The following is a 23,664-nucleotide window of genomic DNA, read 5'->3' as shown; positions in this document are numbered from 1 at the left end:
GGTGCCGCTCAGCCCGCCTTCGCGGGCGTGGGCGGCAGCGGCAGCGGGAGCCCCGGCAGCCCGTCCAGGCTGGTGGCGATGTGCTCCTTCTTGGTGAAGTACGCGTCCAGCGACTCGTCGTCCTCGCGGGCGAACCGCCTGCGGTGCAGGTCGCGGTCCTCGTCGTAGGTCATGAAGGGCACCGCGTAGCCGCAGGTGTCCCGGATCAGCGCGGCGTGCACGACGACGATCGCGCGCAGTCCGTGCGACGCCGGGTCGATGCCGGGGAAGCGGGCGAGCAGGTCCGGGAAGCGTGGATCGTCGCGGAAGACGGGCTCGCCCCTGCCGTGCACCCGCACGATGTTGGGCGGCCCCTGGAAGGCGCACCACATCAGGGTGATGCGGCCGTTCTCGCGCAGGTGCGCGACGGTCTCCGCGTTGGACCCGGCGAAGTCCAGATACGCCACGGTGTGCCCGTCGAGCACCGCGAGGGAGCCCTTGAGGCCCTTGGGGGAGAGGTTGACCGTGCCGTCGCCGGAGAGCGGCGCGGTCGCGGTGAAGAAGAGGGGCTGCTCCTCGATGAAGGTGCGCAGCCTGCCGTCGATGCGCTCATACGTCTTTCCCATGTCCACCCATTATCCGGGCAACTCTTTCGACTGTCTAAGGAATTGTGGGCTCCGGAACGCCCCGGCCCCCGCCGGTCCGGCCTGCCTCGATTGACTAGCCATGCAGAGATCTGCATAATCATGCATGCCGAGTACGGCTCGTCCACCTACCCTCTCCCTAGGAGCAGCGCAAGTGAGCAGCAACAGCGGTGACGTACGGCTCTGGGGCGGCCGGTTCGCCGACGGACCCGCCGAGGCCCTGGCGAAACTGTCCGCGTCCGTCCACTTCGACTGGCGGCTCGCGCCCTACGACATCGCCGGTTCGCGCGCCCACGCGCGCGTGCTGCACCGGGCGGGCCTGCTCACCGAGGACGAGCTGACCCGGATGACCGCCGGACTCGACCGGCTGGAGGCCGACGTCGCGGACGGCTCCTTCACCGGCACCGTCGCCGACGAGGACGTCCACACCGCCCTGGAGCGCGGCCTGCTGGAGCGCCTCGGCCCCGACCTCGGCGGCAAGCTGCGCGCCGGCCGCTCCCGCAACGACCAGGTCGCCACCCTCTTCCGCATGTACCTGCGCGACCACGCCCGGATCATCGGCGGCCTGATCGCCGACCTCCAGGACGCGCTGATCGGCCTGGCCGAGGCCCACCCGGACGTGGCGATGCCCGGCCGCACCCACCTCCAGCACGCCCAGCCGGTCCTCTTCGCCCACCATGTGCTCGCCCACGCGCAGGCCCTGTCCCGGGACGCCGAGCGGCTGCGCCAGTGGGACGAGCGGACCGCCGTGTCGCCGTACGGCTCGGGCGCCCTGGCCGGCTCCTCCCTCGGCCTGGACCCCGAGGCGGTCGCCCGCGACCTCGGCTTCGAGCACGGCAGCGCGGCCAACTCCATCGACGGCACCGCCTCGCGCGACTTCGCCGCCGAGTTCGCCTTCGTCACCGCCATGATCGGCGTGAACCTCTCCCGCATCGCCGAGGAGATCATCATCTGGAACACGAAGGAGTTCTCCTTCGTCACGCTGCACGACGCGTTCTCCACCGGCTCCTCGATCATGCCGCAGAAGAAGAACCCCGACATCGCGGAGCTGGCGCGCGGCAAGTCCGGCCGTCTCATCGGCAATCTGACCGGGCTGATGGCCACCCTCAAGGCCCTGCCGCTCGCCTACAACCGCGACCTCCAGGAGGACAAGGAGCCCGTCTTCGACTCCTGCGACCAGCTGGAGGTCCTGCTGCCCGCCTTCACCGGCATGACGGCCACCCTCACCGTCCACCGCGAGCGCATGGAGGAGCTGGCCCCGGCCGGCTTCTCGCTGGCCACCGACATCGCGGAGTGGCTGGTCAAGCAGGGCGTGCCGTTCCGGGTGGCGCACGAGGTCGCCGGTGAGTGCGTGAAGGCCGCCGAGGCCGAGGGCAAGGAACTGGACGAACTGACCGACGAGCAGTTCGCCGGGATCTCCGCCCACCTCACCCCCGAGGTGCGCACGGTCCTCGACGTGCCCGGCGCCCTCGCCTCCCGCGACGGCCGCGGCGGCACCGCCCCGAGCGCGGTCGCGGTCCAGCTCGCCGAGATCAAGGCCGACGTGGCCGCCCAGCACGCCTGGGCCGACGCCAAGAAGTAGCCGGTACGTGCCCGAGGGGGCATCGCGGGTACGTTGGGTCGCAGTACGGAGCCGACCCGAACGGAGCCCGCGATGCCCTTCGCGCGACTGGCCGCAGCCACCACCCCCACCTGCCACCTCGGCCTGGGTCTGGCCGCCGTGGGGCGCCCCGGATACATCAACCTCGGCCGGGACCGCGACCTCGGCGCGGACCGCTCCGTGGACGCCCTGCGCGCCCGTACGCACGAACTCCTGGACGCCGCCTACGCCCAGGGGGTGCGCTATCTGGACGCCGCCCGCTCCTACGGCCGCTCCGAGGAGTTCCTCGCCGACTGGCTGCGCGCCCGCCCGGAGATCGACGACGTCGTCGTCGGCAGCAAGTGGGGCTACACCTACACGGCCGACTGGCGCACCGACGCCGAACAGCACGAGGTCAAGGACCACAGCGCGGCCACCTACGCGCGCCAGCGCGCCGAGAGCGCCGCGCTGCTCGGCGACCGGCTCGACCTGTACCAGATCCACTCGGTGACCCCGGACAGCCCCGCCCTGACCGACAAGGAACTGCACGCCCGGCTCGCCGAGGCCGCCGCCTCGGGGCTGACCGTCGGTTTCTCCACCAGCGGCCCCGCCCAGGCCGACGCGATCCGGGCCGCCCTCGCCGTGACCGTGGACGGCGAGCCGCTGTTCCGTACCGTCCAGTCGACGTACAACGCCCTGGAGACCTCCGCCGGGCCCGCCCTCGCCGAGGCGCACGACGCGGGGCTCACCGTGATCGTCAAGGAGGGCATGGCGAACGGCCGGCTGGCCGGCCCCGACGCGCCCGAGGCCCTGCGCGAGGTGGCCCGGAGCACCGGTCACGGCTGCGACGCGGTCGCCCTCGCCCTGATCCTGCGCCGCCCCTGGGCGGGCGTGGTGCTCTCCGGCGCCGCCACCGTCGACCAGCTCGTCTCCAACCTGCACGCCCCGGCCGTCGACCTGGACGACGAGCAGGCGGCCCGCCTCGACGCCCTGGCCGAGGAGCCGCAGGCGTACTGGCGGCAGCGCGGCCGGCTCCCCTGGCACTGACCTCCCACGGCCCACAGCCCTCGACCCACGGCCCACAGCCCTCGGCCACAGCGCCGGGGCCGGACTGCTGAGACGTGCATGCCGCCCATGAGACATCAATGTCTCATTCGGTGTATGGTTGTCTCATGGCTGTCGATCGTGACCACGTGCTGCGCACTGCCGCGGCCCTGCTGACCCGCAAGTCCACCGCGACGATGGACGAGGTCGCCAGGGCCGCCGGGATCAGCCGCGCCACGCTGCACCGGCACTTCGCCGGACGCGACGCGCTCGTGCGGGCACTGGAGGCGCTCGGCATCCAGGAGTGCGAGGCCGCGCTGGACGCGGCCCGCCCGGACGAGGGGCCCGCGCGCGACGCGGTGCACCGGCTGGTCCGCGCGATCGAGCCCGCGGCCGGCCTGCTGTCCTTCCTCTACACCGAGAACCAGCTGTTCGAGGGCGGGGAGGTGAACGCGGGCTGGGCCCGGATCGACGAGCGGATCGAGACCCTGTTCCGGCGCGGCCAGGACAGCGGGGAGTTCCGCATCGACCTCACCCCGGCCTGGCTCACCGAGGCACTGTTCGGCCTGCTGGCCTCCGCCGCCTGGGCGGTGACCGAGGGCCGGGTGGCCCCCAAGGACTTCACGTACATGACGGTCGAGCTGCTGCTCGGCGGCGCACTGCGCGCGGACGCACCACGGAGAGAGGAACCATGACCAGCACCCTGCGGCCGGCCCGCACGACGGAGACGGAGAAGCGACCGGGCCGCTGGCTCGCGCTCGGCGTCCTCGTCCTGGCCGTGCTGCTGGTGGCCGTCGACGCGACCGTCCTCGGTCTCGCGACCCCGTACATCAGTGAGGACCTCAAGCCCTCCGGCACCCAGCTGCTGTGGATAGGCGACGTCTACTCGTTCGTCATCGCCGGTCTTCTGGTCTCCATGGGCAGCCTGGGCGACCGCATCGGACGCAAGCGCATCCTGCTCTGCGGCGCCGTCGCCTTCGGTCTGATCTCCGTGCTCAACGCCTACGCGACCTCGCCGGAGCTGATGATCCTGGCGCGGGCGCTGCTCGGTGTCGCCGGTGCCACCCTGATGCCGGCCACGCTCGCCCTGATCCGCAACCTCTTCCACGACCCGCGCGAGCGCAGCCTCGCGGTCGGCATCTGGGGCGCGGCCGCCTCGGCGGGCATGGCCGTGGGCCCCATCGTCGGCGGGTTCCTGCTCGAACACTTCTGGTGGGGCTCGGTCTTCCTGATCAACCTGCCGGTGATGGCCGTGCTCGTCCTGGTCGGCATCCGGCTGCTGCCCGAGTCCCGCAACCCGAATCCGGGCCCCTGGGACCTGGCCAGCGTCGTGCTGTCACTGGTCGGCATGATCGCCACCGTGTACGCGGTCAAGGAGGCCGCGGCGCACGGGTTCACCTGGCCGGTCCTCGGCGCGGGCCTGCTCGGCGTGGCCGGGCTGTACGGCTTCGTCCGCCGCCAGCTCACGATGCCCGTGCCGCTGCTGGACATGCGGCTGTTCCGCAGCCGCGGCTTCAGCGGCGCGGTCCTCGCCGACCTGCTGACCGTCCTCGGCATGTCCGGGCTGGTCTTCTTCCTCTCCCAGTATCTGCAACTGGTCCAGGGCAGGAGGCCGTTCGAGGCGGGCCTGGCCGAGCTGCCGGCCGCCGTCGGCGCGGTGGCGGCCGGTCTGGTGGCGGGCACCGCGGCCCGGCGCTTCTCGGTGCGGGCGGTGGTCTCCGGCGGGCTGGCCGCGGTCGGCCTGTCCCTGGCCGCGCTGACCACGCTCAGCGGCGCGACCGGTTATCCGCTGCTGGGCGCGGCGCTGCTGGTGGTCGGCGTCGGCGCCGGACTCTCCTTCACGGTGACCGCCGACGTGATCCTCTCCAGCGTGCCCAAGGACCAGGCGGGCGCCGCCTCGGCGGTCTCGGAGACGGCGTACGAACTCGGCGCGGCCCTGGGCATCGCCCTGCTCGGCTCCATCGTGACCGCCGCCTACCGCGGCTTCACCGGCCCGGCGGGCACTCCCGCGCAGGCCCACGAGTCCCTGGGCGGCGCCGTGGAGGCGGCGGCCGGCCTGCCCGCCCCCACCGCCGAGGCCCTGCTGTCCGCGGCCCGCGACTCCTTCGTCCACGGCCTCCACCTGGCCTCGGGCGCGGGCGCGGCCGTCCTGCTCACCGCCGCGGCAGCAGCCTGGTTCCTCCTGAAGAACCAGAAACTCTGATCACTCCGGCAGGGTGAGCGCCCCCAAAGGGGCGCGGGGAACGGCGCGAGCAACCACAACGCACCCGCACCCGCAGACGAAACCGCACGCCCTACGGCGCCCACCCGCCCGATCGCCGAAGGCTCACGCCGCCTTCGCCTTGGTGGCGTACATGTCCACGTACTCCTGCCCCGACAACCGCATGACCTCGGTCATCACCGAGTCCGTCACCGCCCGCAGCACATACCGGTCACGGTCCATGCCCTCGTAGCGGGAGAACTCCATCGGCTCACCGAAGCGCACGGTGACCTTGCCCGGCCGGGGCAGCCCCGAGCCGCCCGGCTGGAGCTTGTCGGTGCCGATCATCGCGAACGGCACGACGGGCGCGCCGGTCATCAGCGTCAGCCGCGCGATACCGGTGCGCCCCCGGTACAGCCGCCCGTCGGGGGAGCGGGTGCCCTCGGGATAGATGCCGAAGACCTTCCGCTCCTCCAGCACCCGGCGGCCGGTCATCAGCGCGGCCACCCCGCCCCGGCCGCCGTCGCGGTCGACCGGGATCATGCCGACACCGGTGAAGAACCAGGCCATCAGCCGGCCCTTGAACCCCTTGCCCGTGACGTACTCGTCCTTGCCGATGAAGAAGACCTGCCGGTCGCAGACGACCGGCAGGATCATCGAGTCGATGAACGTCAGGTGGTTGCCCGCCAGGATGACCGGACCGTCGCCGGGAATGCGCTCCGCGCCCTCCACTCGCATGCGGAACACCAGGCGCATGATCGGTCCGAGCACTGCCTTGATGAACGCGAAGCGGGACAACGGGCCCTCCGGTGCCAAGGGATGCGGTATGTGTCTGTGCAGGTGAGGACGATACTCGCGGCGCGGCCCGGAATGCACATCGGGCGCACCACCTCTTACCCACTGTTGACGTGCGTTCACCTGCGCGGGAGCCGTGTTGCGACGAGATGAACGGCGTACGGCGGTGTGACCGAGGTTACGGGGTGTCATCCCGCGTCACCCGCGCGTTCCGCTCGGCGTCTCCCGTCCGTCACCCCCTCCCCCCTACGATCGGCGCGCACCGACGGGACGAGACCGGACGAGACCAGGAGGCGGTTCATGGGCAGGCAGCAGCCGGAACGGCAGGCGGACACGCGCGAGTCCGGCGAGCGCACGGGCGGGACCGGGCGCCGGGCGCTGCTCGGCGCGGCGGTGCTCGGCGCCGGCGGAGCGGTCCTCGGCATGCCGGGCACGGCGAGCGCCGCGCAGGGCGGACCGGAGCGGGGCGCGGCCGCGCGGCCGGCCGGCCACCGGGGCGGCCTGAAGAGCCTGCCCGTGCCGACGGTCATCGGCCACCGGGGCGCCAGCGGCTACCGGCCCGAGCACACCTTCGGCTCCTACGAGCTCGCCCTCGACCTCGGCGCCCATGTCGTCGAGGCCGGTGACCTGGTGCCCACCCGCGACGGCCACCTCGTGTGCCGGCACGAGCCGGAGATCGGCGGCACCACGGACGTCGCCGACCACCCGGAGTTCGCCGGCCGCAAGACCACCAAGGTGCTCGACGGGGTGCCCACCACCGGCTGGTTCACCGAGGACTTCACCCTCGCCGAGCTGAAGCGGCTGCGCGCGGTCGAGCGCATCCCGGCCAACCGCCCGCACAACACCCTCTACAACGGACGCTGGGAGATCCCCACCTTCGAAGAGGTCCTGAAGTGGCAGGACGAGCAGACCCGCCGCCGCGGCCGCCAGGTGTGGATCTACCCCGAGACCAAGCACCCCACCTACTTCCGCAAGCTGGGCCTCGGCCTGGAGGAGCGGGTGGCGAAGCTGCTGCGCAAGTACGGCAAGGACGGCCGGAACTCGCCGGTCATCCTCCAGTCCTTCGAGCCGACCAGCATCCAGCGGCTCAACCGGCTCGTGGACAACCCGCTGGCCGTGCTGCTGTCGGACGCGGGCAGCCGCCCGTACGACTTCGTCGAGGCGGGCGACCCGCGCACGGTCGCCGACCTCATCACCCCCAAGGGCCTGCGGGAGATCGCCGGCTACGCGCAGGGCATCGGCCCGACCGTGGACCTGGTCATCCCCAAGGAGGCCGACGGCAACCTCGGCCGGCCCAGCACCCTGGTGCGCGACGCGCACGCCGTGGGCCTGGTCCTGCACCCCTACACCATGCGCAACGAGAACCCGTTCCTGCCGCCGAAGTTCCGCAAGGGCACCGCCAAGGACGCCTACGGCGACTCCTTCGGACTGTTCCAGGAATACTTCGCGACCGGTATCGACGGCATCTTCACCGACAACGCGGACACCGGCCTCCTCGCCCGCGAGGACTTCCTGGCCGGACGGTCCGTCAACCGCTGACCCGGCCCGCCCTCGTCGGTGTGAACGCAGGCCGCCCCGGCAACCCGCCGCCGGGGCGGCCGCGTCGTGCCGCATATGACAGACGACCTGCTCGCCGCCCTGCGCCCGCTGCTCGTCGCCGAGGCATCGGCGGAGGCACATGCCGCCGGTACGGAACCCGGCGACCTGGAACAGGCGGTCTGGCTCAGGCTGCTGGAGCACCTGGAGGCGGACGGGCCGCCCCGCGACCCCGGGAACTGGCTGCGCCGCGCGGTCCGCTCCGAGGCACGCAGGACACGACGCACCGTCAGCGTCGAGCGGCCGTACGGCCCGGAGCCCGCCGAGGACAGCGAGCGCGGCCCCGAACCCATGGCGCTGGCCGCCGCGCGGGAGCGCGCCCTGCGCGAGGCGGTGCGCCGGCTGCCCGGCCGCTGCCCCCGGCTGCTGGAGGCGCTGCTGTCCCCGCGGGACCTCACCTACCGGGAGATCGCGGGGGAGTTGGGTATCTCACAGGGCAGTCTCGGACCGGAACGTTCCAGATGTCTGGGATGTCTACGGCGTTTGCTGGCTCCGGAGGTTGCGGCGCGACAAGCCCGGGGATAGGAGTGGGGGACGACAGGTGATCAGGTGAGCGGGAGGCGTGCGCACATGGGCATGAGCGTGACCATCTCGGAGGCGGCCGAGCAGGACGCGGAGCAGATCTTGAAGCTCCAGTACCTGTGCTTCCAGAGCGAGGCGGCGCTGTACGGCAACTACCGCATCGACCCGCTCGTCGAGACCCTGGACGCGCTGCGCCACGAGGTCGCCGACGAGTGCGTCTTCGTGGCCCGCCTCGGTGACGAGGTGGTCGGCTCGGTGCGCGGGCGGGTGACCGAGGACGGCGCCGCCGACATCGGCAAGCTCTGCGTCCACCCCCGCCTCCAGGGGCACGGCATCGGCGCCCGGCTGCTCGGCGCGGTCGAGGCGGCCCTGGCCGAGGAGCGCCAGGTCACCCGGTTCCGGCTGCACACCGGCCGCCGCAGCGAGGGCAACCTGCGGCTGTACCGGCGCGTCGGCTACCGCACGGTGGGCGCCTTCGACGCCCCCGACGGCGTACCGATGATCCTCCTGGAGAAGGCGGCCGGGACCTACGTGGCGACCGCCTAGGACAGATCCTGGCCGCCCGGGACCGGGCGGCGCGGGCGGTTCAGGCGGTGGAGGCGGCGGCCGTCTGCTCCTGCCTGCGGGCCTTGCGCAGCCAGTACAGGGCCGACAGCGGGAGCAGCACCGGGATGAAGAGGTATCCGGCGCCGTAGTCGGACCACACGGTCGCGTCCGGGAACGCGGACGGTTCGGCCAGCGTCCAGGTCCCGACGGTCAGCACACCCACCAGTTCGGCGGCGCAGCACACCAGCGCCGCCGTACGGGCCTTCTCGCCGCCGCGCACCAGCGAGTACGTGATGAAGCCGTACACCAGGCCCGCCACCGCCGACAGCGTGTACGCCAGCGGCGCGCGGCCGAAGTCGGTCGCGATCTGGTAGGCGGAGCGGGACACCGCGCCGACGACCATCACGCCGTACAGCCAGACGAGCAGGATGCCCGGTCCGCTGATCAGCCGGGTCCGCGCGGGCCCGGTCTGCTTCTCCCCGGTCTGCTTCTCCTCGGCCGTGGTCATCTCAGCCTCCCCAGATGTCGTAGAGCCGTACTTCCAGGACGGCGAGGACCACACCGCCGGCCGCGACCGTCACCGAACCCCAGCGGGTGCGCTCCGTCAGCGACATGAACCCGGCCGCCGGGACGCAGGCGAAGGCGCCCAGCAGATACGCCACGAAGATCGTCGTCCCCTGGTCCGGCTTCTCGCCCCGCGCCAGTGCCACGATCCCGATCACCAGCTGGACCAGGGCCAGCAGTGTGACCACGGCCATGCCGATGAAGTGCCAGTCCTTCGTCGGCTGGTCACGGTGGGCGGCCCAGCCGCACCAGGCGGCGAGCAGCAACGCGGCGACGCCGGTCACCAGCGTCAGGGCAGCAAGCATGCTGTGACCCTATTACGGGGCGAAGGCCCCACCGCGCCCGCCCCGGCGCCCCCGCCCGGGGCCGGTCCCGGCGCCCCGCCCGCGCGGCCGTGGCGTTGGCCACAGCGCACCGGGCGCACCGGCCGGCACGCCGTCCCGCCTGACCTCGGGCCGAGCCCGTCCCCGCTGGTCACAGGCGTGCGCCGGGCCTGAGCCGGTCGCCGCCGGAGGGCGTCCATGAACGTCCACGATGCGGACGAGGGTGCCGTGTCAGCAGCGTCGGTCTGGTTTACTGATCGCATGACCACGACGAGCTGCCGCATCCCTGCGACCGAGGCGACGATGACGCCCGGTGCTCGTTGTATGTGTCCCGCGCGTCGAATGTGCGCCTTCTAGAGGGCCCCTGCACCACCTGAGCCTCGCGCCCCGAAGCGAGCGCCCGCTCCTGTCCTCCGCCCGCCCCTGGGCGCGGACGGCCGAGCCCGTGCCTCCGTGCGCACGTTTCCCCCGCCCAGAGCGGGGCAAGTGCCGCGTTCCGGCCGCACCCGACCATGAACGCCGTGCCCGGCGCCCACGACGCGCCGCGCACTCGACAGTGACGGAACCACTCGTGATCACCACATCGGGCCTCACCAAGGTCTACCGCTCACGCGGACGCGAGGTCACCGCCCTCGACGGCGTCGACCTGCACGTCCGCGAAGGCGAGGTGTACGGCGTCATCGGCCAGTCCGGCGCCGGCAAGTCCTCGCTGATCCGCTGCGTCAACCTGCTGGAGCGGCCCACCTCCGGCACGGTCACCGTCGCGGGCCAGGACCTCACCGCCCTCGCCGGACGCGGACCGCGGGCCGGCAAGGAGCTGCGCCGGGCGCGCAGCCGGATCGGCATGGTCTTCCAGCACTTCAACCTGCTCTCCTCGCGCACCGTGCGGGACAACGTCGAACTGCCCCTGGAGATCCTCGGCAGGACCGGCAGGGAGCGCACCCGCCGGGCGCTCGAACTGCTCGACCTGGTCGGCCTCGCCGACAAGGCCGGGGCCTACCCCGCCCAGCTCTCCGGCGGCCAGAAGCAGCGTGTCGGCATCGCCCGCGCCCTGGCCGGCGACCCCAAGGTGCTGCTCTCCGACGAGGCCACCAGCGCGCTCGACCCGGAGACCACCCGCTCCATCCTCCAGCTGCTGCGCGACCTGAACCAGCAGCTCGGCCTGACCGTCCTGCTGATCACCCACGAGATGGACGTCGTGAAGTCGATCTGCGACTCCGCCGCGCTGATGGAGCGGGGCCGTGTCGTCGAGTCCGGCACCGTGAGCGAACTGCTCGCCACCCCCGGTTCCCAGCTCGCCTCCGCGCTGTTCCCGGTGGGCGGCGAGGCCACCGGCGAGGAGCGCACCGTCCTGGACGTCACCTTCCACGGCGAGGCCGCCACCCAGCCGGTCATCTCCCAGCTGTCCCGTACCTACAACATCGACATATCGATCCTCGGCGCCGCCATCGACACCGTCGGCGGTCTCCAGGTCGGCCGGATGCGCATCGAGCTGCCGGGCCGCTACGAGGACAACGTCGTACCGGTCGGCTTCCTGCGCGAGCAGGGTCTACAGATCGACGTCGTCGGCCAGGCCGACCCGCTGGTGAAGGAAGGCGTCCGATGACCTGGTCCGAGATGCACCCGCTGCTGACCCAGGCGTGTTGGGACACGCTCTACATGGTCGGCTGGTCCACGGTGATCGCCGTCGTCGGCGGTCTCCCGCTCGGCGTCCTGCTGGTCCTCACCGACCGGGGCGGCCTGCTCCAGAACCTCCTCGCCAACAAGGTGATCGGCCAGGTGGTGAACGTCGCCCGCTCGATGCCGTTCATCATCCTCATCGTCGCCCTGCTGGACTTCACCCGCTGGATCACCGGCACCACCATCGGCCGCGACGCCGCCATCGTGCCGCTGGCCATCGGCGCCATCCCGTTCTTCGCCCGGCTGGTGGAGACCTCCGTGCGCGAGGTGGACGGCGGGCTCGTCGAGGCCGTGCAGTCCATGGGCGGCAACACCTGGACGGTCGTGCGCAAGGTCCTCGTGCCCGAGTCGCTGCCGTCCCTGATCTCCGGCACCACCACCACGGTCGTCGCCCTCATCGGCTACACCGCGATGGCCGGCACGGTCGGCGCCGGCGGCCTCGGCGACATCGCCATCCGCTACGGCTACCAGCGCTTCGAGACCCAGCTGATGTGGATCACCGTCGGCATCCTCGCCGTGGTCATCTCGCTGATCCAGTTCGCCGGCGACTTCGCCGCCCGCTCCCTGCACCGGCGCGGCGGCCGGTCCGGACCGGCGCCCCGGCTGCGGCTGCTGCGCTCCGGCGGCTCCGCCACGGCCGACGTGAGCAAGGCGGCCTGACCCCTCAGCCGCCGCCGCTCCCGCACCCGTACTCGCACTCGTACGCGCACCCGACTCCCCGTTCACCCCCTACGGGGCCGCACCACCCAAGGAAAGGCACTTTTCGTGCGTAACACCGCCAAGATCACCTCTGCCGTCCTGGCCGCCGGAGCCCTCACCCTCGGGCTCACCGCCTGCGGCGGCTCCGACTCCGATTCCGGCAAGAGCGACGCGAACGCCACGCTGACCGTCGCCGCCACGCCCACCCCGCAGGGCGAGATCCTCACCTACGTCAAGGACCACCTCGCGCAGAAGGCCGGCCTCAAGCTGGAGGTCAAGGAGTTCACGGACTACGTGACCCCCAACACGGCCGTCCAGCAGGGCCAGGTCGACGCCAACTACTTCCAGCACAAGCCGTACCTCGACGACTTCAACAAGAAGAACGGCACCGACATCGTCCCGGTCCCCGGCGGCACCGTGCACCTGGAACCGCTCGGCGTCTACTCCAAGACCTACAAGAAGCTCACGGACCTCAAGCAGGGCGCCAGCATCGCGCTGCCCAACGACACCACCAACGAGGCCCGCGCGCTCAAGCTCCTGGAAGCCAACGGCCTGCTCAAGCTGAAGGCGGGCGCCGGGTACGAGGCGACCCCCAAGGACGTCACCGACAACCCCAAGGGCCTGAAGTTCAAGGAGCTGGAGGCGGCCCAGCTGCCCCGCTCCCTCGGCGACGTGGACGCCGCGGTGATCAACGGCAACTACGCCCTGGAGGCCAAGCTCAGCCCGGCCAAGGACGCCCTGGCCGCCGAGTCCGCCAAGGGCAACCCGTACGCCAACTTCCTCGCCGTGAAGAAGGGCAACGAGAAGGACCCGCGGGTCGAGAAGCTCGCCAAGCTCCTCACCTCGCCCGAGGTCAAGAAGTTCATCGAGGACAAGTACGACGGCGCCGTCGTCCCGGCGTTCTGATCCGTCCCGGCACCGCCGCACCCGGGGTCCGCTTCCGCACAGGGGGCGGACCCCGTGGTGCGTCCGGGGGCGCCGATGCTGCATGCTGGGCAGTTCAGCAGGCCCTGACGGTATTTCCGAAGGTTACGGAGCGGCGCCATGACTAGCACCTTCCCCAACATCTCCATCAGCACGGAGCGGTTGGTGCTGCGCCCCCTCGACGAGGACGACGTCCCCGCGCTGGCCGCGATGATGAACGACGAACAGGTCGCGGCCTGGACCGACATCCCCCAGCCCTTCACCGAGGCGTCCGCCCGCCACTGGATCGGCCGCTACGCCCCCGCCGAACGCACCGCGGGCCGCGGGCTCGACCTCGCGGTCACCGAGTTCCTCACCCAGCGGCTGGTCGGTGTCGTCCAGCTGGCCAAGACCGACTGGCACGTCCGCGCCACCGAACTCTCGTACATCATCGCCCCCTGGGCGCGCGGCGAGGGCTACGCCTCCGAAGCCGCCCTGGCCACCGCCCAGTGGCTCTTCGGCGACCAGAAGTTCGAACGCATCGAACTGCGCACCGCCGCCGACAACACCGCCTCCCAGCAGGTCGCCCAGAAGATCGGCTGCATCAGCGAGGGCGTGCTGCGCAACGCCTGCATAGCCCACCTGCGCACCCAGGACGGCACCTGGACCGACGTACGCACCGACTTCATCGTGTGGAGCCTGCTGCCGGAGGACCTGGACGGCACCGACGAGGAACTCGCCGACAGCAGCGGTTTCACGTCGTTCCCTGACTGGAACTGACCCGGCCGCGCCGCACCGCCCCGCCGCCCACCGCGCGGTCCCGGCGCCGCACCAGGTAACCTCACGGAGCCCGCACACGGGCGTCGCCCGTGACGACCCGCTTCACCCCCTGGAGACTGACAACGATGGCCGACCGGGTCACGGTGATCGGCTGGGACGGTACGCCGCTGACCGAGGCGGCGCGCGGCGCGCTCGGCGCCGCCACCCTCGTGGCGGGCGCGGCGCACCACCTGGCGCTCCCTGAAGTACCCCCCGCCGCCGAGCGCATCCGCCTCGGCAGCGTCGCCCTGGCCGCCCGCCGCATCGCCGGGCACCGCGGCACCGCCGTCGTCCTCGCCGACGGCGACCCCGGCTTCTTCGGCGTCGTCCGCACCCTGCGCGACCCCGAGTTCGGCCTGGAGGTCGAGGTCGCCCCCGCCGTCTCCTCGGTGGCCGCCGCCTTCGCCCGCGCCGGTATGCCCTGGGACGACGCCCAGGTGGTCGTCGCCCACAAACGCACCCTGCGCCGCGCGGTGAACGTATGCCGCGCCCACACCAAGGTCGCCGTACTGACCGCACCCGGCGCCGGCCCCGCCGAACTGGGCCTGCTCCTCGACGGGGTGCACCGCACCTTCGTCATCTGCGAGGAACTGGGCACCGAGCGCGAACAGGTCACCGTCGTCACCTCCGACAAGGCCGCCGACCACACCTGGCGCGACCCGAACGTCGTCATTGTCATCGGCGGAATCGCCGGAATCGGCGGCACCGGCGGCACCGGCGGCAACGGGGCCCGCATCGGCGCCGGGGACGGCGGCTGGATCGCCGGACGCGATCCGGCCGACCCGGTGCGCGGCTGGACCCGGCCCGCCGACGCCTACGACGGACCCCTCGGCGAGGGCGAGACCGAGCTGCTGCGCGCCGCGCAACTGGCCCGGCTCGGCCCGCGCGTCGGCGACCTCGTGTGGGACATCGGCTGCGGCGGCGGCGCGTTCGCCACCGAGGCCGCGCGCGCCGGCGCCGCCGTCATCGCCGTCGACCGCGACCCGGAGGCCTGCGCCCGCACCGAGGCCGCCGCCCGCCGGTTCGGCGTCCAGGTGCAGGTGGTGCACGGCACCGCCCCGCACGTCCTGGAGAACCTGCCCGAACCGGACGTCGTACGGGTCGGCGGCGGGGGAGCGGCCGTTGTCGACGCGGTCGCCGACCGGCGCCCGCAGCGCATCGTCGCGCACGCCGCCAACCGCGACACGGCCGAACGCGTCGGCCGCGGGCTGACCGAACACGGGTACCAGGTCGAGTGCGCCCTGCTCCAGGCCGTCGAACTCGACACCCGCGCCTGGACGGAGACGGAGCGGAGCGTCGCGTTCCTGCTCAGCGGGGTCGCGGACCACGCCCCGTGATCGGATTGTCGGACCGCGCGCGGTAGGCTGGCCGATCGTTGTACCGCACTGGGGGCTCTGGAGCTTCGTTCTCAATGTCCGGAAAACCCACCCGTTGTGCGGGGGGTGCGGTACGGCACAACCGGAGGACGCGCAACGTGGCGCAGTCCACAGCGGGCCGTGGCGGAAGACGCTGTCACGGCGGGCGGACGACCGCGACAATGCCACTCAATGGCTTTGTCGCCTTTTTTGGGTGGGTCGTTCGTGCCGCTGGGCACGGACGCTCGTTCTTCACTGGGGGGCGGTCGGTGCGCCGTTCCCGGTGAGCTGGTCGTAGGAGCACTAACCGATGGGCGAGGGGTACGCATGACCGACACCGGCCAGGTTCCGGGCGAGGGACTGCCGGAGAGCGCAGGCATGGTGGAACAGCCGGGCGTCCCCGCACACGGCGCGTACACCTACCTCTCCGAGTCTCCCGCCGAGGACGAAGACCTGCTGCTGCCGGGCTCCCAGGGCGCGTGGGGCAACGAAGTGCCCCCGCCCGCCCCGGAACCGGTCGTCGAGGCCGTCCACCAGCCGGGCCCGCACGAGACGTCCGGCCGCGACAGCGGCTCGGTCGACCTGAGCGGCGTCCTGCACCCCGACCCCCTGGCGACCCAGCCGGCCGCCCCGGCACCGGCCCCGCGCCGGCCGCTGCACCTCGGCCCGCCGACCCCCGACGCCTCCGCCAGCCCGGTGCGCTCGCTGGCCGACCGCGGCCCGGCCGACGCGCCGGTCCGGCAGTCCGGCCCGGCCCCCGCTGTCCCGGGGCCCGAGTACCTCGACGCGGCGCAGGCGGCTCCGGCCCCCGCCGTGAGCCTGCACGGCGCCCCGCAGGGCGCCGCCCCCTGGGGCGCCCCGGCCGCGCCCACCGCTGCTCCTACGGCACCGCAGGCGCCCGCGGCGGCCCCGGCCGGTGACACGGTCGCTCCGGACGCCGAGCCGGTCGGCCCGGCCCAGGCCGCCGTCGCCCGGCTCACCGCCCAGGCGGGCGCACCGGCCCCGGCCCCGGACGCCCCCGCGGAGGCGGGGCACGCCCCCGAGGCGCAGCAGCCGGAACAGCACGAACCCACCGAACAGCACGAGGCGGCGCCCGAGGCCGTCGCCGTCACGCCGGGTCCCGGCGCGGAACCGGCGCCCGAGGGCGAGCCCGCGCCCGTACCGGAGACCCCCGGGGCCGCCGAGGACACCGCCGCCGAGGGCGTACCGGCGCAGGAGGCCGTCGCCGTCCCCGCCGGGACGGACCCCGCCGCGCCGGACGCACAGGTCCGGACGACCGGTCAGGCACCCGAGCCCGCCGGGACCGAGGAGGCCGCCGCGCAGCCTCAGCAGCCGGCCGAGGCCCAGCAGGACGAGACACAGCAGGTCGCGCCCGCCGCTTTGGTGGCGGACAGCGTGCCCGCGCCCGAAGCGGCGGCCGGGCAGCCCGCGCTCGACGAGACCGCTGTACCCGAGCAGACCGCTGTACCCGAGCAGTCCGCCGTGCCCGAGCCCGGCCGGCACGTAGAGGCTCCCGCTCCCGTGCCGGTGGCCGCCGCAGAGCCGGTCCCCGCGCCCGAGCAGGCGCCCGCCCCGGATCAGCCCGTCCCCGCCGAGGCGGCCCCGGAGCCCGAGCAGGCCGTCGAGCCCGTACCGGCACCGGCGCAGGCCCCGGCCGCTCCCGTCGAGGCCGAGGCCGTACCTCCGCAGGTACCGCACCCCGGTGCTCCCGAGGCGTCCGCAGAACAGACGGCAGAACAGACGGCCGAGCACACGGCCGAGCACACGGCCGAGCAGGAACAGCCGGTCACGGCCCCCGCCCCGCAGCCCGCCGATGCCGCCACCCCGAACCCGGAAGCCGAGACCGGCACCCAGAACCAGGAAGCCCGGATCCCCGAGGCAGCCGAGGCGCCCGAGGACACCCAGGCGCCCGAAGCCGTCGACGGCCCTCCGCAGCTGGTCCCCGCCCCCGAGGAGACCGCCCAGGTCCAGGCCCCGGCCGACGCCTCCGCCGTCGCGCCCGCCGCCCGACCGGACCAGGCCCAGGCCGCCCCGGTCGCCGACGCCCCGGCTCCCGGGGCCGTCACCGAGCCGGTCACCCCCGAGGCGCCCGCCGTGTCTGAGGCCCAGGCAGTGCCTCAGGCACCGGAAGCCTCCCAGGCCCCGGAACCCACCCAGGCTTCGGAACCCGACGCCGCCCCCACCGCAGAGGCCCCGGCCCCGGCCCCGGATGTCCAGCTCCCGTCCACCGGCGAACCCGAGTCCCTGTCGGCCGCCCCCCACGCCGAACAGCCCCCCGCCGCCCCGCAGCAGTCGCCCGTCGCCGCACCGGAGCAGGAAGCGCCCGCTGCGCCGCAGCCGGTCCAGGTGCCGGTGCCACAGCCTGTCGCCGAGGTCCCGCAGGAACCCGTGGTGGCGGTCCCGGCGCCCCGTTCCGGTGACACCGAGCCCGTGGCCACCGCCGCGACCGCCGCCCCCGTCGAGCCCGACCCCGAGGTGGTCCAGCAGGCGGACGACCTGGAGACCCGGGGCGCCGGTCAGGAAGAACACGAGGAGCACGAGCACCGGGCCGCCGAGGCTGCTGAGGTCGCCGAGGGCGCCGAGGGGCAGCCGGAGGACGGCCCCGCCCCCGAGGCGGAGGCCCCCCGGCACGTGGGACCGGCCGCGCCCGGCTACGACGACGCCGAGCGCGAGGCCGTGCTCAAGGTGATGCGCGAACGCCGCGACATCCGCAACGGCTTCCGCGACGACCCCATCCCGCACGAGGTGCTGCTCCGGGTGCTGGAGGCGGCCCACACCGCGCCCAGCGTCGGCCACTCCCAGCCCTGGGACTTCGTCGTCATCCGCTCCGCCGACACCCGCCGGGCGATGCACGAACTGGCCGAGCGGCAGCGCGAGGCGTACGCCAAGTCGCTGCCCAAGGGCCGCGCCAAGCAGTTCAAGGAACTGAAGATCGAGGCCATCCTCGACACCCCGGTGAACATCGTCGTCACCGCCGACCCCACCCGCGGCGGCCGGCACACCCTGGGCCGCCACACCCAGCCGCAGATGGCGCCGTACTCCGCGGCGCTCGCCGTGGAGAACCTGTGGCTCGCCGCCCGCGCCGAGGGCCTGGGAGTCGGCTGGGTCAGCTTCTTCGACGAGCGGGAGATGGTCCGCACCCTCGGCCTGCCCGAGCACCTGGAGGTCATCGCCTACCTGTGCGTCGGCTACGTCGACGAGTTCCCGGACGAGCCCGAGCTGATGCAGGCCGGCTGGTCCAAGCGGCGCCCGCTGTCCTGGGTGGTGCACGAGGAGACGTACGGGCGGCGCGCGCTGCCCGGCGAGGACCCGCACGACCTGCTCGCCGAGACCGTCGCGCAGATCCGGCCGCTGGACGCCAAGGCGCTCGGCGAGGCCTGGGAGCGGCAGAAGCGCATGACCAAGCCGGCCGGTGCGCTCGGCATGCTGGAGATCATCTCGGCCCAGCTGTCCGGCCTGTCCCGGCAGTGCCCGCCGCCGATCCCGGAGCCCGCGGCCGTCGCCGTCTTCGCCGGTGACCACGGCGTGCACGCCCAGGGCGTCACGCCTTGGCCGCAGGAGGTCACCGCCCAGATGGTGGCGAACTTCCTCGGCGGGGGAGCGGTCTGCAACGCCTTCGCCAACCAGGTGGGAGCCGAGGTCTGCGTGGTCGACGTGGGCGTCGCCGCCGACCTCCCGGCCACCCCGGGCCTGCTGCCCCGCAAGGTGCGCGCGGGCACGTCCGACATGACCACCGGGCCCGCCATGACCCGCGAGGAGGCCAAGAAGGCCATCGAGGTCGGCATCGAGACCGCCCGCGACCTGGTGGCGGCCGGCAACAAGGCGCTGCTCACCGGCGAGATGGGCATCGCCAACACCACCGCCTCGGCCGCCCTCATCTCGGTCTACACCGGCGTCGACCCCGCCGAGGTCACCGGCCGCGGCACCGGCATCAACGACGAGACGCTGGCCCACAAGACCGAGGTGGTCCGCCGCGCCCTCGACGTGCACCGGCCCGACCCGGCCGACCCGATCGGCGTGCTCGCCGCGATCGGCGGCTTCGAGCACGCGGCCATCGTCGGTCTGCTGCTGGGCGGCGCGTCGCTGCGTACGCCGGTGATCCTGGACGGGGTCAGCGCGGGCGCCGCCGCCCTGGTGGCCCGCGCCATCGCCCCGGAGGTGCTGGCCGCCTGCATCGCCGGGCACCGCAGCGCCGAACCGGGCCATGTCGCCGCCCTCAACAAGCTCGGTCTGCGCCCCCTGGTCGACCTGGACCTGCGCCTGGGCGAGGGCACGGGCGCGCTGCTCGCGCTGCCGCTGGTGCAGAGCACGGCGCGGGCGATGCACGAGGTGGCGACGTTCGACTCGGCGGGCGTCACCGAGAAGTGACCCGGGAGTCCTGAGCCGGGCGGGTACGCGGCCCCTGCGTACCCCCCGGCCCCGCCGTACCCTGAACCCACGGTTAAAATCCGCACGTCAGGGCCGCTCCGGAGCCGTAGCGCCCGTCATCGTCGCACCGCTTCGACCGCATCCCCACGTCGCCCACCGCCGCCGCGACCGCCGTCCGGACGAGGAGCCGCACCACCATGGCCGAACACCCCGCCTACCCCGTAGGACTCCGCCTGTCCGGCCGCCGCGTGGTCGTCCTCGGCGGCGGCCAGGTCGCCCAGCGCCGGTTGCCGGCCCTCATCGCGGCCGGTGCGGACGTCCTCCTGGTCTCGCCCGCGGCCACGGCCTCCGTGGAGGCGATGGCGGACGCCGGTGAGCTCTCCTGGCTGCGGCGCCCGTACCAGGACGGCGACCTCGCCGACGCCTGGTACGCGCTGATCGCCACCAGTGACCACGACGCCAACACCCGGGCCTCCGCCGAGGCCGAACGGGCACGCGTGTGGTGCGTGCGCGCGGACGACGCCGACGCGGCGACCGCCTGGACCCCGGCCACCGGCCACAGCGAGGGCGTCACCGTGGCCGTGCTCACCACCCGGGCCAGCGGACGCGACCCCCGGCACACCGCCGCCGTCCGCGACGCCGTCGTCGAGGGACTGCGCGACGGCACCCTGGTCGCCCCGCACCACCGCACCCGCACCCCCGGCGTCGCGCTGGTCGGCGGCGGCCCCGGCGACCCGGACCTGATCACGGTGCGCGGGCGCCGGCTGCTCGCCGAGGCGGACGTCGTCATCGCCGACCGGCTCGGACCGCGCGACCTGCTGGCCGAACTCCCGCCGCACGTCGAGGTGATCGACGCCGCGAAGATCCCCTACGGCCGCTCCATGGCCCAGGAGGCCATCAACAACGCGCTCGTCGAGCACGTCAAGCAGGGCAAGTCGGTGGTCCGGCTCAAGGGCGGCGACCCGTACGTCTTCGGCCGGGGCATGGAGGAGGTCATCGCGCTCACCGAGGCGGGGATCCCGTGCACGGTGGTGCCGGGCATCTCCAGTTCCGTCTCGGTGCCGGGCGCGGCCGGCATTCCGGTCACGCACCGCGGCGTCGCCCATGAGTTCACCGTGGTCAGCGGCCACGTGGCGCCCGACGACCCGCGCTCCCTGGTCGACTGGGCCAGCCTGGCGAAGCTCACCGGCACCCTCGTGATCCTCATGGGCGTCGACAAGATAGGCAGGATCGCCGAGACCCTGGTGGCCCACGGCAAGTCCCCCGACACCCCGGTCGCCCTCGTCCAGGAGGGCACCACCGCCGCCCAGCGCCGCGTCGACGCGACCCTCGCGACCGTCGCCGGGACCGTACGCGCCCAGGACGTGCGCCCGCCGGCCGTCATCGTCGTCGGCCCGGTCGTCACGGTCGGCCCCGCCCCCGCCGCCTGACGGCACCCTCTCCCACCGCACCAGGACAAGGCAGCAGCTCCCCGTGGCCGAACTCATCACCGTCGACGACCCCGCCGACCCCCGCCTGCACGACTACACCGGCCTGACCGACGTGGAGCTGCGCCGTCGGCGCGAACCCGCCGAGGGCCTGTTCATCGCCGAGGGCGAGAAGGTCATCCGCCGGGCCGCCGACGCCGGGTACGAGATGCGCTCGATGCTGCTGTCCGCCAAGTGGGCCGACGCCCTGCGCGACGTCCTCGACACGCTCGACGCGCCCGTCTACGTGGTCGCCCCCGACCTGGCCGAAGAGGTCACCGGCTACCACGTGCACCGGGGTGCGCTGGCCTCCATGCGGCGCAAGCCGCTGCCCGCCGCCGCCGACCTCCTGGCCACCGCCCGCCGGGTCGCGGTCATGGAGGCGGTCAACGACCACACCAACATCGGCGCGATCTTCCGTTCGGCCGCCGCCCTCGGCATGGACGCGGTACTGCTCTCGCCGGACTGCGCCGACCCGCTCTACCGCCGCAGCGTCAAGGTCTCGATGGGCGCTGTCTTCTCCGTGCCGTACGCCCGCCTCGACACCTGGCCGCAGGGTCTTGACGCGGTCCGCGAGGCCGGCTTCGCCCTGCTCGCGCTCACCCCCGACGCACAGGCCCGCTCCCTGGACGAGACGGCCCCGCACCGGATGGAACGGGTCGCGCTGATGCTCGGCGCGGAGGGCGACGGGCTCTCCCGCCGCGCCCTGGCCGCCGCCGACACCTGGGTCCGTATCCCGATGTCCCACGGCGTCGACTCCCTGAACGTCGGCGCGGCGGCGGCCGTCGCCTTCTACGCCGTCACGGCAGGCCGCCCGGAGGCGTAGCCCGCCCGCAGGCGTAGCCCGTCAGGAGATGCGGCCCGTACGGAGTCGCGGCCCGCGCGCGACGTGTGCCGCCGGGCCGGGGTCAGTGTCCCGGTGCGGCGGCGGTCTCCGCCGCCTGCCCGTGCTGCTGCTCCACCCGTACGCCGCCCCGCTCGACGCCGAGCCCCCGGGACGGCCCCTGGCAGCCCTGGGCCGCCGCGATCCCGAGCGCGACCAGCAGCGTCACCACCACGAACACGAACAGCCGCTGCCGCAGCAGCCGCGGGTTGGCCGGGCGCAGACCGGTGGACGTGCCGCGCGGGCGCGGGCGGCCGGGACCGCCGCGGGTGCCGGGACGGTTGCCGCCGCCGGGCCGGGACCCGCCCCTGGACGCCGGGACCGGCCGCCCGCCCGCCCGGGACGACGCGCCGGTGGCACGCGGGCCACCGCCGTCCCGGGGAGCGCCGCCCCGCCCGGCCGGGGCGCCGCCGCGCGGCGCGGGCGTCCGGGGCGCGGCAGCCTGCTGCCGCCGCTGCCCGCGCGCCTCGGGATGCCCGCCGCGCTGCTGCTCGGCCGGTCCGCCCCGCCGCTGCTCGGAGTACGGCGACCGCTGGCCCTCGGGACGGGCGGCGCGCTGCTGCTCCGGGTAGGTGGCGCGCTGCTGGTCGGGGTAGGTGTCGGCCATCCGGCCGGTCGGCCGGTCCGCCTCGGCGGCGCGCGGCGAGGGCGGCCGGGGCTCGCCCAGGCCCTGCGCCTCGCGGGCGGCGATCTCCTTGAGCCGCAGCGACAGTTGGAGCGTGCTGGGCCGGTCCTCGGGATCCTTGGCCAGGCACGCCCGCACGAGCGGGGCCAGCGCGTCGGGCACCCCCTGGAGATGCGGCTCCTCGTGCACCACGCGGTACAGCATCACCTCGGAGCTGCCGTGCCCGAACGGCGAGTCGCCCGTCGACGCGTACGCCAGCGTCGCGCCCAGCGAGAACACGTCGGTCGCCGGGGTGACGGCGGCGCCGCGCACCTGCTCCGGGGCGAGGAAGCCGGGGGAGCCGACCGCCGTGCCCACATGGGTGAGCGTCGAGGCGCCGGTCGCCCAGGCGATGCCGAAGTCGATGATCCGCGGGCCCTTGGGCGACAGCAGGATGTTGGACGGCTTCAGATCCCGGTGCACCACACCGGCCTCGTGGACCGCGACCAGACCCTCCGACAGGGCGGCCCCGACCGCGGCCGCCTCGGCGGCGCCCAGCGCGCCCTCGTCGGCCACCTTGTCGTGCAGGGAGGGGCCGGGCACGTACTGCGTGGCGAACCACGGCCGGTCCGCCTCCAGATCCGCGGCCACCAGCCGGGCGGTGCACCCGCCCCGGATCCGCCGGGCCGCCGAGACCTCGCGCGCGAACCGGGAGCGGAACTCCTGGTCCTCCGCCAGATCCGGCCGGATGACCTTCAGCGCGACCCGCTGGCCCTTCCGGTCGGAGCCGAGATAGACGACGCCCATCCCGCCCGCGCCGAGCCGTCGGTGAAGCCTGAACGAGCCGACGACGCGCGGGTCCTCGCGCCTCAGGCGCATCATCGCCATGTTCATCCCCGCTGCCCGGTCCCTGTGACGAGCCACAGCTTACGTTTCCGGGACCGCTCGCGCGCAGAGGCCGCGCCCTCTCGACCCGATCGATTGTCACTGCCGTGCGCGAGAGTTGAGGGGCGGTCAGCGCACGGGCGACCCGCCGGAGCCGCCCGCGGACAAGATCCCAACCGCCCGCGCCGACAGGGGGGTTGGAGATCACGG

At 73.8% G+C, this 23,664-nt stretch carries 20 protein-coding genes; 15 read left to right on the top strand and 5 right to left on the bottom strand.

What is annotated here, in order from left to right:
- Positions 1 to 8: 8 nt before the first annotated feature.
- Positions 9 to 605, bottom strand: a complete 597-nt coding sequence (locus B086_RS0130775) for a pyridoxamine 5'-phosphate oxidase family protein (RefSeq protein WP_018570280.1) — start codon at positions 603 to 605, stop codon at positions 9 to 11.
- A 172-nt stretch (positions 606 to 777) separates the two neighbouring features.
- Between B086_RS0130775 and argH the strand changes: the two genes are divergently transcribed.
- From argH to B086_RS0130755, 4 genes are all read left to right on the top strand, one after another.
- Entirely contained in the window at positions 778 to 2,205 is a 1,428-nt protein-coding gene (gene argH / locus B086_RS0130770; protein ID WP_018570279.1) for an argininosuccinate lyase, read from the top strand.
- A 72-nt stretch (positions 2,206 to 2,277) separates the two neighbouring features.
- A complete protein-coding gene (locus B086_RS0130765) occupies positions 2,278 to 3,249 on the top strand; it encodes an aldo/keto reductase (protein ID WP_018570278.1) in 972 nt (323 codons plus the stop codon).
- 125 nt (positions 3,250 to 3,374) lie between these two features.
- Positions 3,375 to 3,941: a TetR/AcrR family transcriptional regulator gene (locus B086_RS0130760; RefSeq protein ID WP_018570277.1), complete on the top strand. Its 567-nt coding sequence runs from the start codon at positions 3,375 to 3,377 to the stop codon at positions 3,939 to 3,941.
- Positions 3,938 to 5,449: an MFS transporter gene (locus B086_RS0130755; RefSeq protein WP_018570276.1), complete on the top strand. Its 1,512-nt coding sequence runs from the start codon at positions 3,938 to 3,940 to the stop codon at positions 5,447 to 5,449. The genes B086_RS0130760 and B086_RS0130755 overlap by 4 nt, the downstream gene beginning before the upstream one ends.
- 123 nt (positions 5,450 to 5,572) lie before the next feature.
- Here the strand turns inward: B086_RS0130755 and B086_RS0130750 are convergent, their stop codons facing one another.
- On the bottom strand, positions 5,573 to 6,244 hold the full coding sequence (locus B086_RS0130750) for a lysophospholipid acyltransferase family protein (RefSeq protein ID WP_018570275.1): 672 nt from the start codon (positions 6,242 to 6,244) through the stop codon (positions 5,573 to 5,575).
- 297 nt (positions 6,245 to 6,541) lie between these two features.
- Between B086_RS0130750 and B086_RS0130745 the strand changes: the two genes are divergently transcribed.
- From B086_RS0130745 to B086_RS0130735, 3 genes are all read left to right on the top strand, one after another.
- Positions 6,542 to 7,780, top strand: a complete 1,239-nt coding sequence (locus B086_RS0130745) for a glycerophosphodiester phosphodiesterase (protein WP_018570274.1) — start codon at positions 6,542 to 6,544, stop codon at positions 7,778 to 7,780.
- Between the two features lie 75 nt (positions 7,781 to 7,855).
- A complete protein-coding gene (locus B086_RS0130740; protein ID WP_018570273.1) occupies positions 7,856 to 8,362 on the top strand; it encodes an RNA polymerase sigma factor in 507 nt (168 codons plus the stop codon).
- Positions 8,363 to 8,407: 45 nt separating this feature from the next.
- A complete protein-coding gene (locus B086_RS0130735) occupies positions 8,408 to 8,905 on the top strand; it encodes a GNAT family N-acetyltransferase (RefSeq protein ID WP_018570272.1) in 498 nt (165 codons plus the stop codon).
- 40 nt (positions 8,906 to 8,945) lie between these two features.
- On the opposite strand, the gene B086_RS0130730 is transcribed toward B086_RS0130735, so the two are convergent.
- Both B086_RS0130730 and B086_RS0130725 read right to left on the bottom strand, forming a co-directional pair.
- Complete coding sequence (locus B086_RS0130730) at positions 8,946 to 9,413, bottom strand: hypothetical protein (protein WP_018570271.1); 468 nt, start codon at positions 9,411 to 9,413, stop codon at positions 8,946 to 8,948.
- Position 9,414: 1 nt separating this feature from the next.
- Positions 9,415 to 9,774, bottom strand: a complete 360-nt coding sequence (locus B086_RS0130725; RefSeq protein WP_026252937.1) for a hypothetical protein — start codon at positions 9,772 to 9,774, stop codon at positions 9,415 to 9,417.
- Between the two features lie 589 nt (positions 9,775 to 10,363).
- Here B086_RS0130725 and B086_RS0130720 point away from each other — a divergent pair.
- The 8 genes from B086_RS0130720 (at position 10,364) to B086_RS0130680 (ending at position 21,908) form a co-directional block, all read left to right on the top strand.
- Positions 10,364 to 11,398: a methionine ABC transporter ATP-binding protein gene (locus B086_RS0130720; protein WP_018570269.1), complete on the top strand. Its 1,035-nt coding sequence runs from the start codon at positions 10,364 to 10,366 to the stop codon at positions 11,396 to 11,398.
- The gene (locus B086_RS0130715) at positions 11,395 to 12,132 is read left to right on the top strand and encodes a methionine ABC transporter permease (protein WP_018570268.1); all 738 of its coding nucleotides are present in this window, start codon (positions 11,395 to 11,397) and stop codon (positions 12,130 to 12,132) included. The genes B086_RS0130720 and B086_RS0130715 overlap by 4 nt, the downstream gene beginning before the upstream one ends.
- Positions 12,133 to 12,237: 105 nt before the next feature.
- On the top strand, positions 12,238 to 13,077 hold the full coding sequence (locus B086_RS0130710) for a MetQ/NlpA family ABC transporter substrate-binding protein (protein WP_018570267.1): 840 nt from the start codon (positions 12,238 to 12,240) through the stop codon (positions 13,075 to 13,077).
- Between the two features lie 138 nt (positions 13,078 to 13,215).
- Positions 13,216 to 13,854: a GNAT family N-acetyltransferase gene (locus tag B086_RS0130705; RefSeq protein ID WP_026252936.1), complete on the top strand. Its 639-nt coding sequence runs from the start codon at positions 13,216 to 13,218 to the stop codon at positions 13,852 to 13,854.
- Between the two features lie 125 nt (positions 13,855 to 13,979).
- Positions 13,980 to 15,230 carry a precorrin-6y C5,15-methyltransferase (decarboxylating) subunit CbiE gene (gene cbiE, locus B086_RS0130700; protein ID WP_018570265.1) on the top strand — a complete coding sequence of 417 codons (1,251 nt, stop codon included), beginning with the start codon at positions 13,980 to 13,982 and terminating at the stop codon, positions 15,228 to 15,230.
- 345 nt (positions 15,231 to 15,575) lie between these two features.
- The gene (gene cobT / locus B086_RS0130695) at positions 15,576 to 19,616 is read left to right on the top strand and encodes a nicotinate-nucleotide--dimethylbenzimidazole phosphoribosyltransferase (protein WP_018570264.1); all 4,041 of its coding nucleotides are present in this window, start codon (positions 15,576 to 15,578) and stop codon (positions 19,614 to 19,616) included.
- 197 nt (positions 19,617 to 19,813) lie between these two features.
- The gene (gene cobA / locus B086_RS0130685) at positions 19,814 to 21,046 is read left to right on the top strand and encodes a uroporphyrinogen-III C-methyltransferase (protein ID WP_018570262.1); all 1,233 of its coding nucleotides are present in this window, start codon (positions 19,814 to 19,816) and stop codon (positions 21,044 to 21,046) included.
- A 43-nt stretch (positions 21,047 to 21,089) separates the two neighbouring features.
- Positions 21,090 to 21,908, top strand: a complete 819-nt coding sequence (locus B086_RS0130680; RefSeq protein ID WP_018570261.1) for a TrmH family RNA methyltransferase — start codon at positions 21,090 to 21,092, stop codon at positions 21,906 to 21,908.
- A gap of 82 nt (positions 21,909 to 21,990) precedes the next feature.
- Here the strand turns inward: B086_RS0130680 and B086_RS41245 are convergent, their stop codons facing one another.
- Positions 21,991 to 23,463, bottom strand: coding sequence for a serine/threonine-protein kinase (locus tag B086_RS41245; protein WP_018570260.1), 1,473 nt, complete (start codon positions 23,461 to 23,463; stop codon positions 21,991 to 21,993).
- Between the last annotated feature and the right edge of the window lie 201 nt (positions 23,464 to 23,664).

The sequence above is a fragment of the Streptomyces sp. PsTaAH-124 genome (assembly GCF_000373685.1).
GTDB classification, from domain to species: Bacteria; Actinomycetota; Actinomycetes; order Streptomycetales; family Streptomycetaceae; genus Streptomyces; species Streptomyces andamanensis.
Note: the sequence above shows the minus strand (reverse complement) of the source record. Positions and strands in the feature narration are given on the sequence as shown.

Coding starts and splice junctions, on each gene's coding strand:
- B086_RS0130725 (WP_026252937.1), bottom strand. CDS start 9,774: ATGCTTGCTGCCCTGACGCTGGTGACCGGCGTCGCCGCGTTGCTGCTC.
- B086_RS0130755 (WP_018570276.1), top strand. CDS start 3,938: ATGACCAGCACCCTGCGGCCGGCCCGCACGACGGAGACGGAGAAGCGA.
- B086_RS0130775 (WP_018570280.1), bottom strand. CDS start 605: ATGGGAAAGACGTATGAGCGCATCGACGGCAGGCTGCGCACCTTCATC.
- B086_RS0130740 (WP_018570273.1), top strand. CDS start 7,856: ATGACAGACGACCTGCTCGCCGCCCTGCGCCCGCTGCTCGTCGCCGAG.
- B086_RS0130745 (WP_018570274.1), top strand. CDS start 6,542: ATGGGCAGGCAGCAGCCGGAACGGCAGGCGGACACGCGCGAGTCCGGC.
- B086_RS0130765 (WP_018570278.1), top strand. CDS start 2,278: ATGCCCTTCGCGCGACTGGCCGCAGCCACCACCCCCACCTGCCACCTC.
- cobT (WP_018570264.1), top strand. CDS start 15,576: ATGACCGACACCGGCCAGGTTCCGGGCGAGGGACTGCCGGAGAGCGCA.
- B086_RS0130705 (WP_026252936.1), top strand. CDS start 13,216: ATGACTAGCACCTTCCCCAACATCTCCATCAGCACGGAGCGGTTGGTG.
- B086_RS0130735 (WP_018570272.1), top strand. CDS start 8,408: ATGGGCATGAGCGTGACCATCTCGGAGGCGGCCGAGCAGGACGCGGAG.
- B086_RS0130715 (WP_018570268.1), top strand. CDS start 11,395: ATGACCTGGTCCGAGATGCACCCGCTGCTGACCCAGGCGTGTTGGGAC.
- B086_RS0130730 (WP_018570271.1), bottom strand. CDS start 9,413: ATGACCACGGCCGAGGAGAAGCAGACCGGGGAGAAGCAGACCGGGCCC.
- B086_RS41245 (WP_018570260.1), bottom strand. CDS start 23,463: ATGAACATGGCGATGATGCGCCTGAGGCGCGAGGACCCGCGCGTCGTC.
- cobA (WP_018570262.1), top strand. CDS start 19,814: ATGGCCGAACACCCCGCCTACCCCGTAGGACTCCGCCTGTCCGGCCGC.
- B086_RS0130760 (WP_018570277.1), top strand. CDS start 3,375: ATGGCTGTCGATCGTGACCACGTGCTGCGCACTGCCGCGGCCCTGCTG.
- cbiE (WP_018570265.1), top strand. CDS start 13,980: ATGGCCGACCGGGTCACGGTGATCGGCTGGGACGGTACGCCGCTGACC.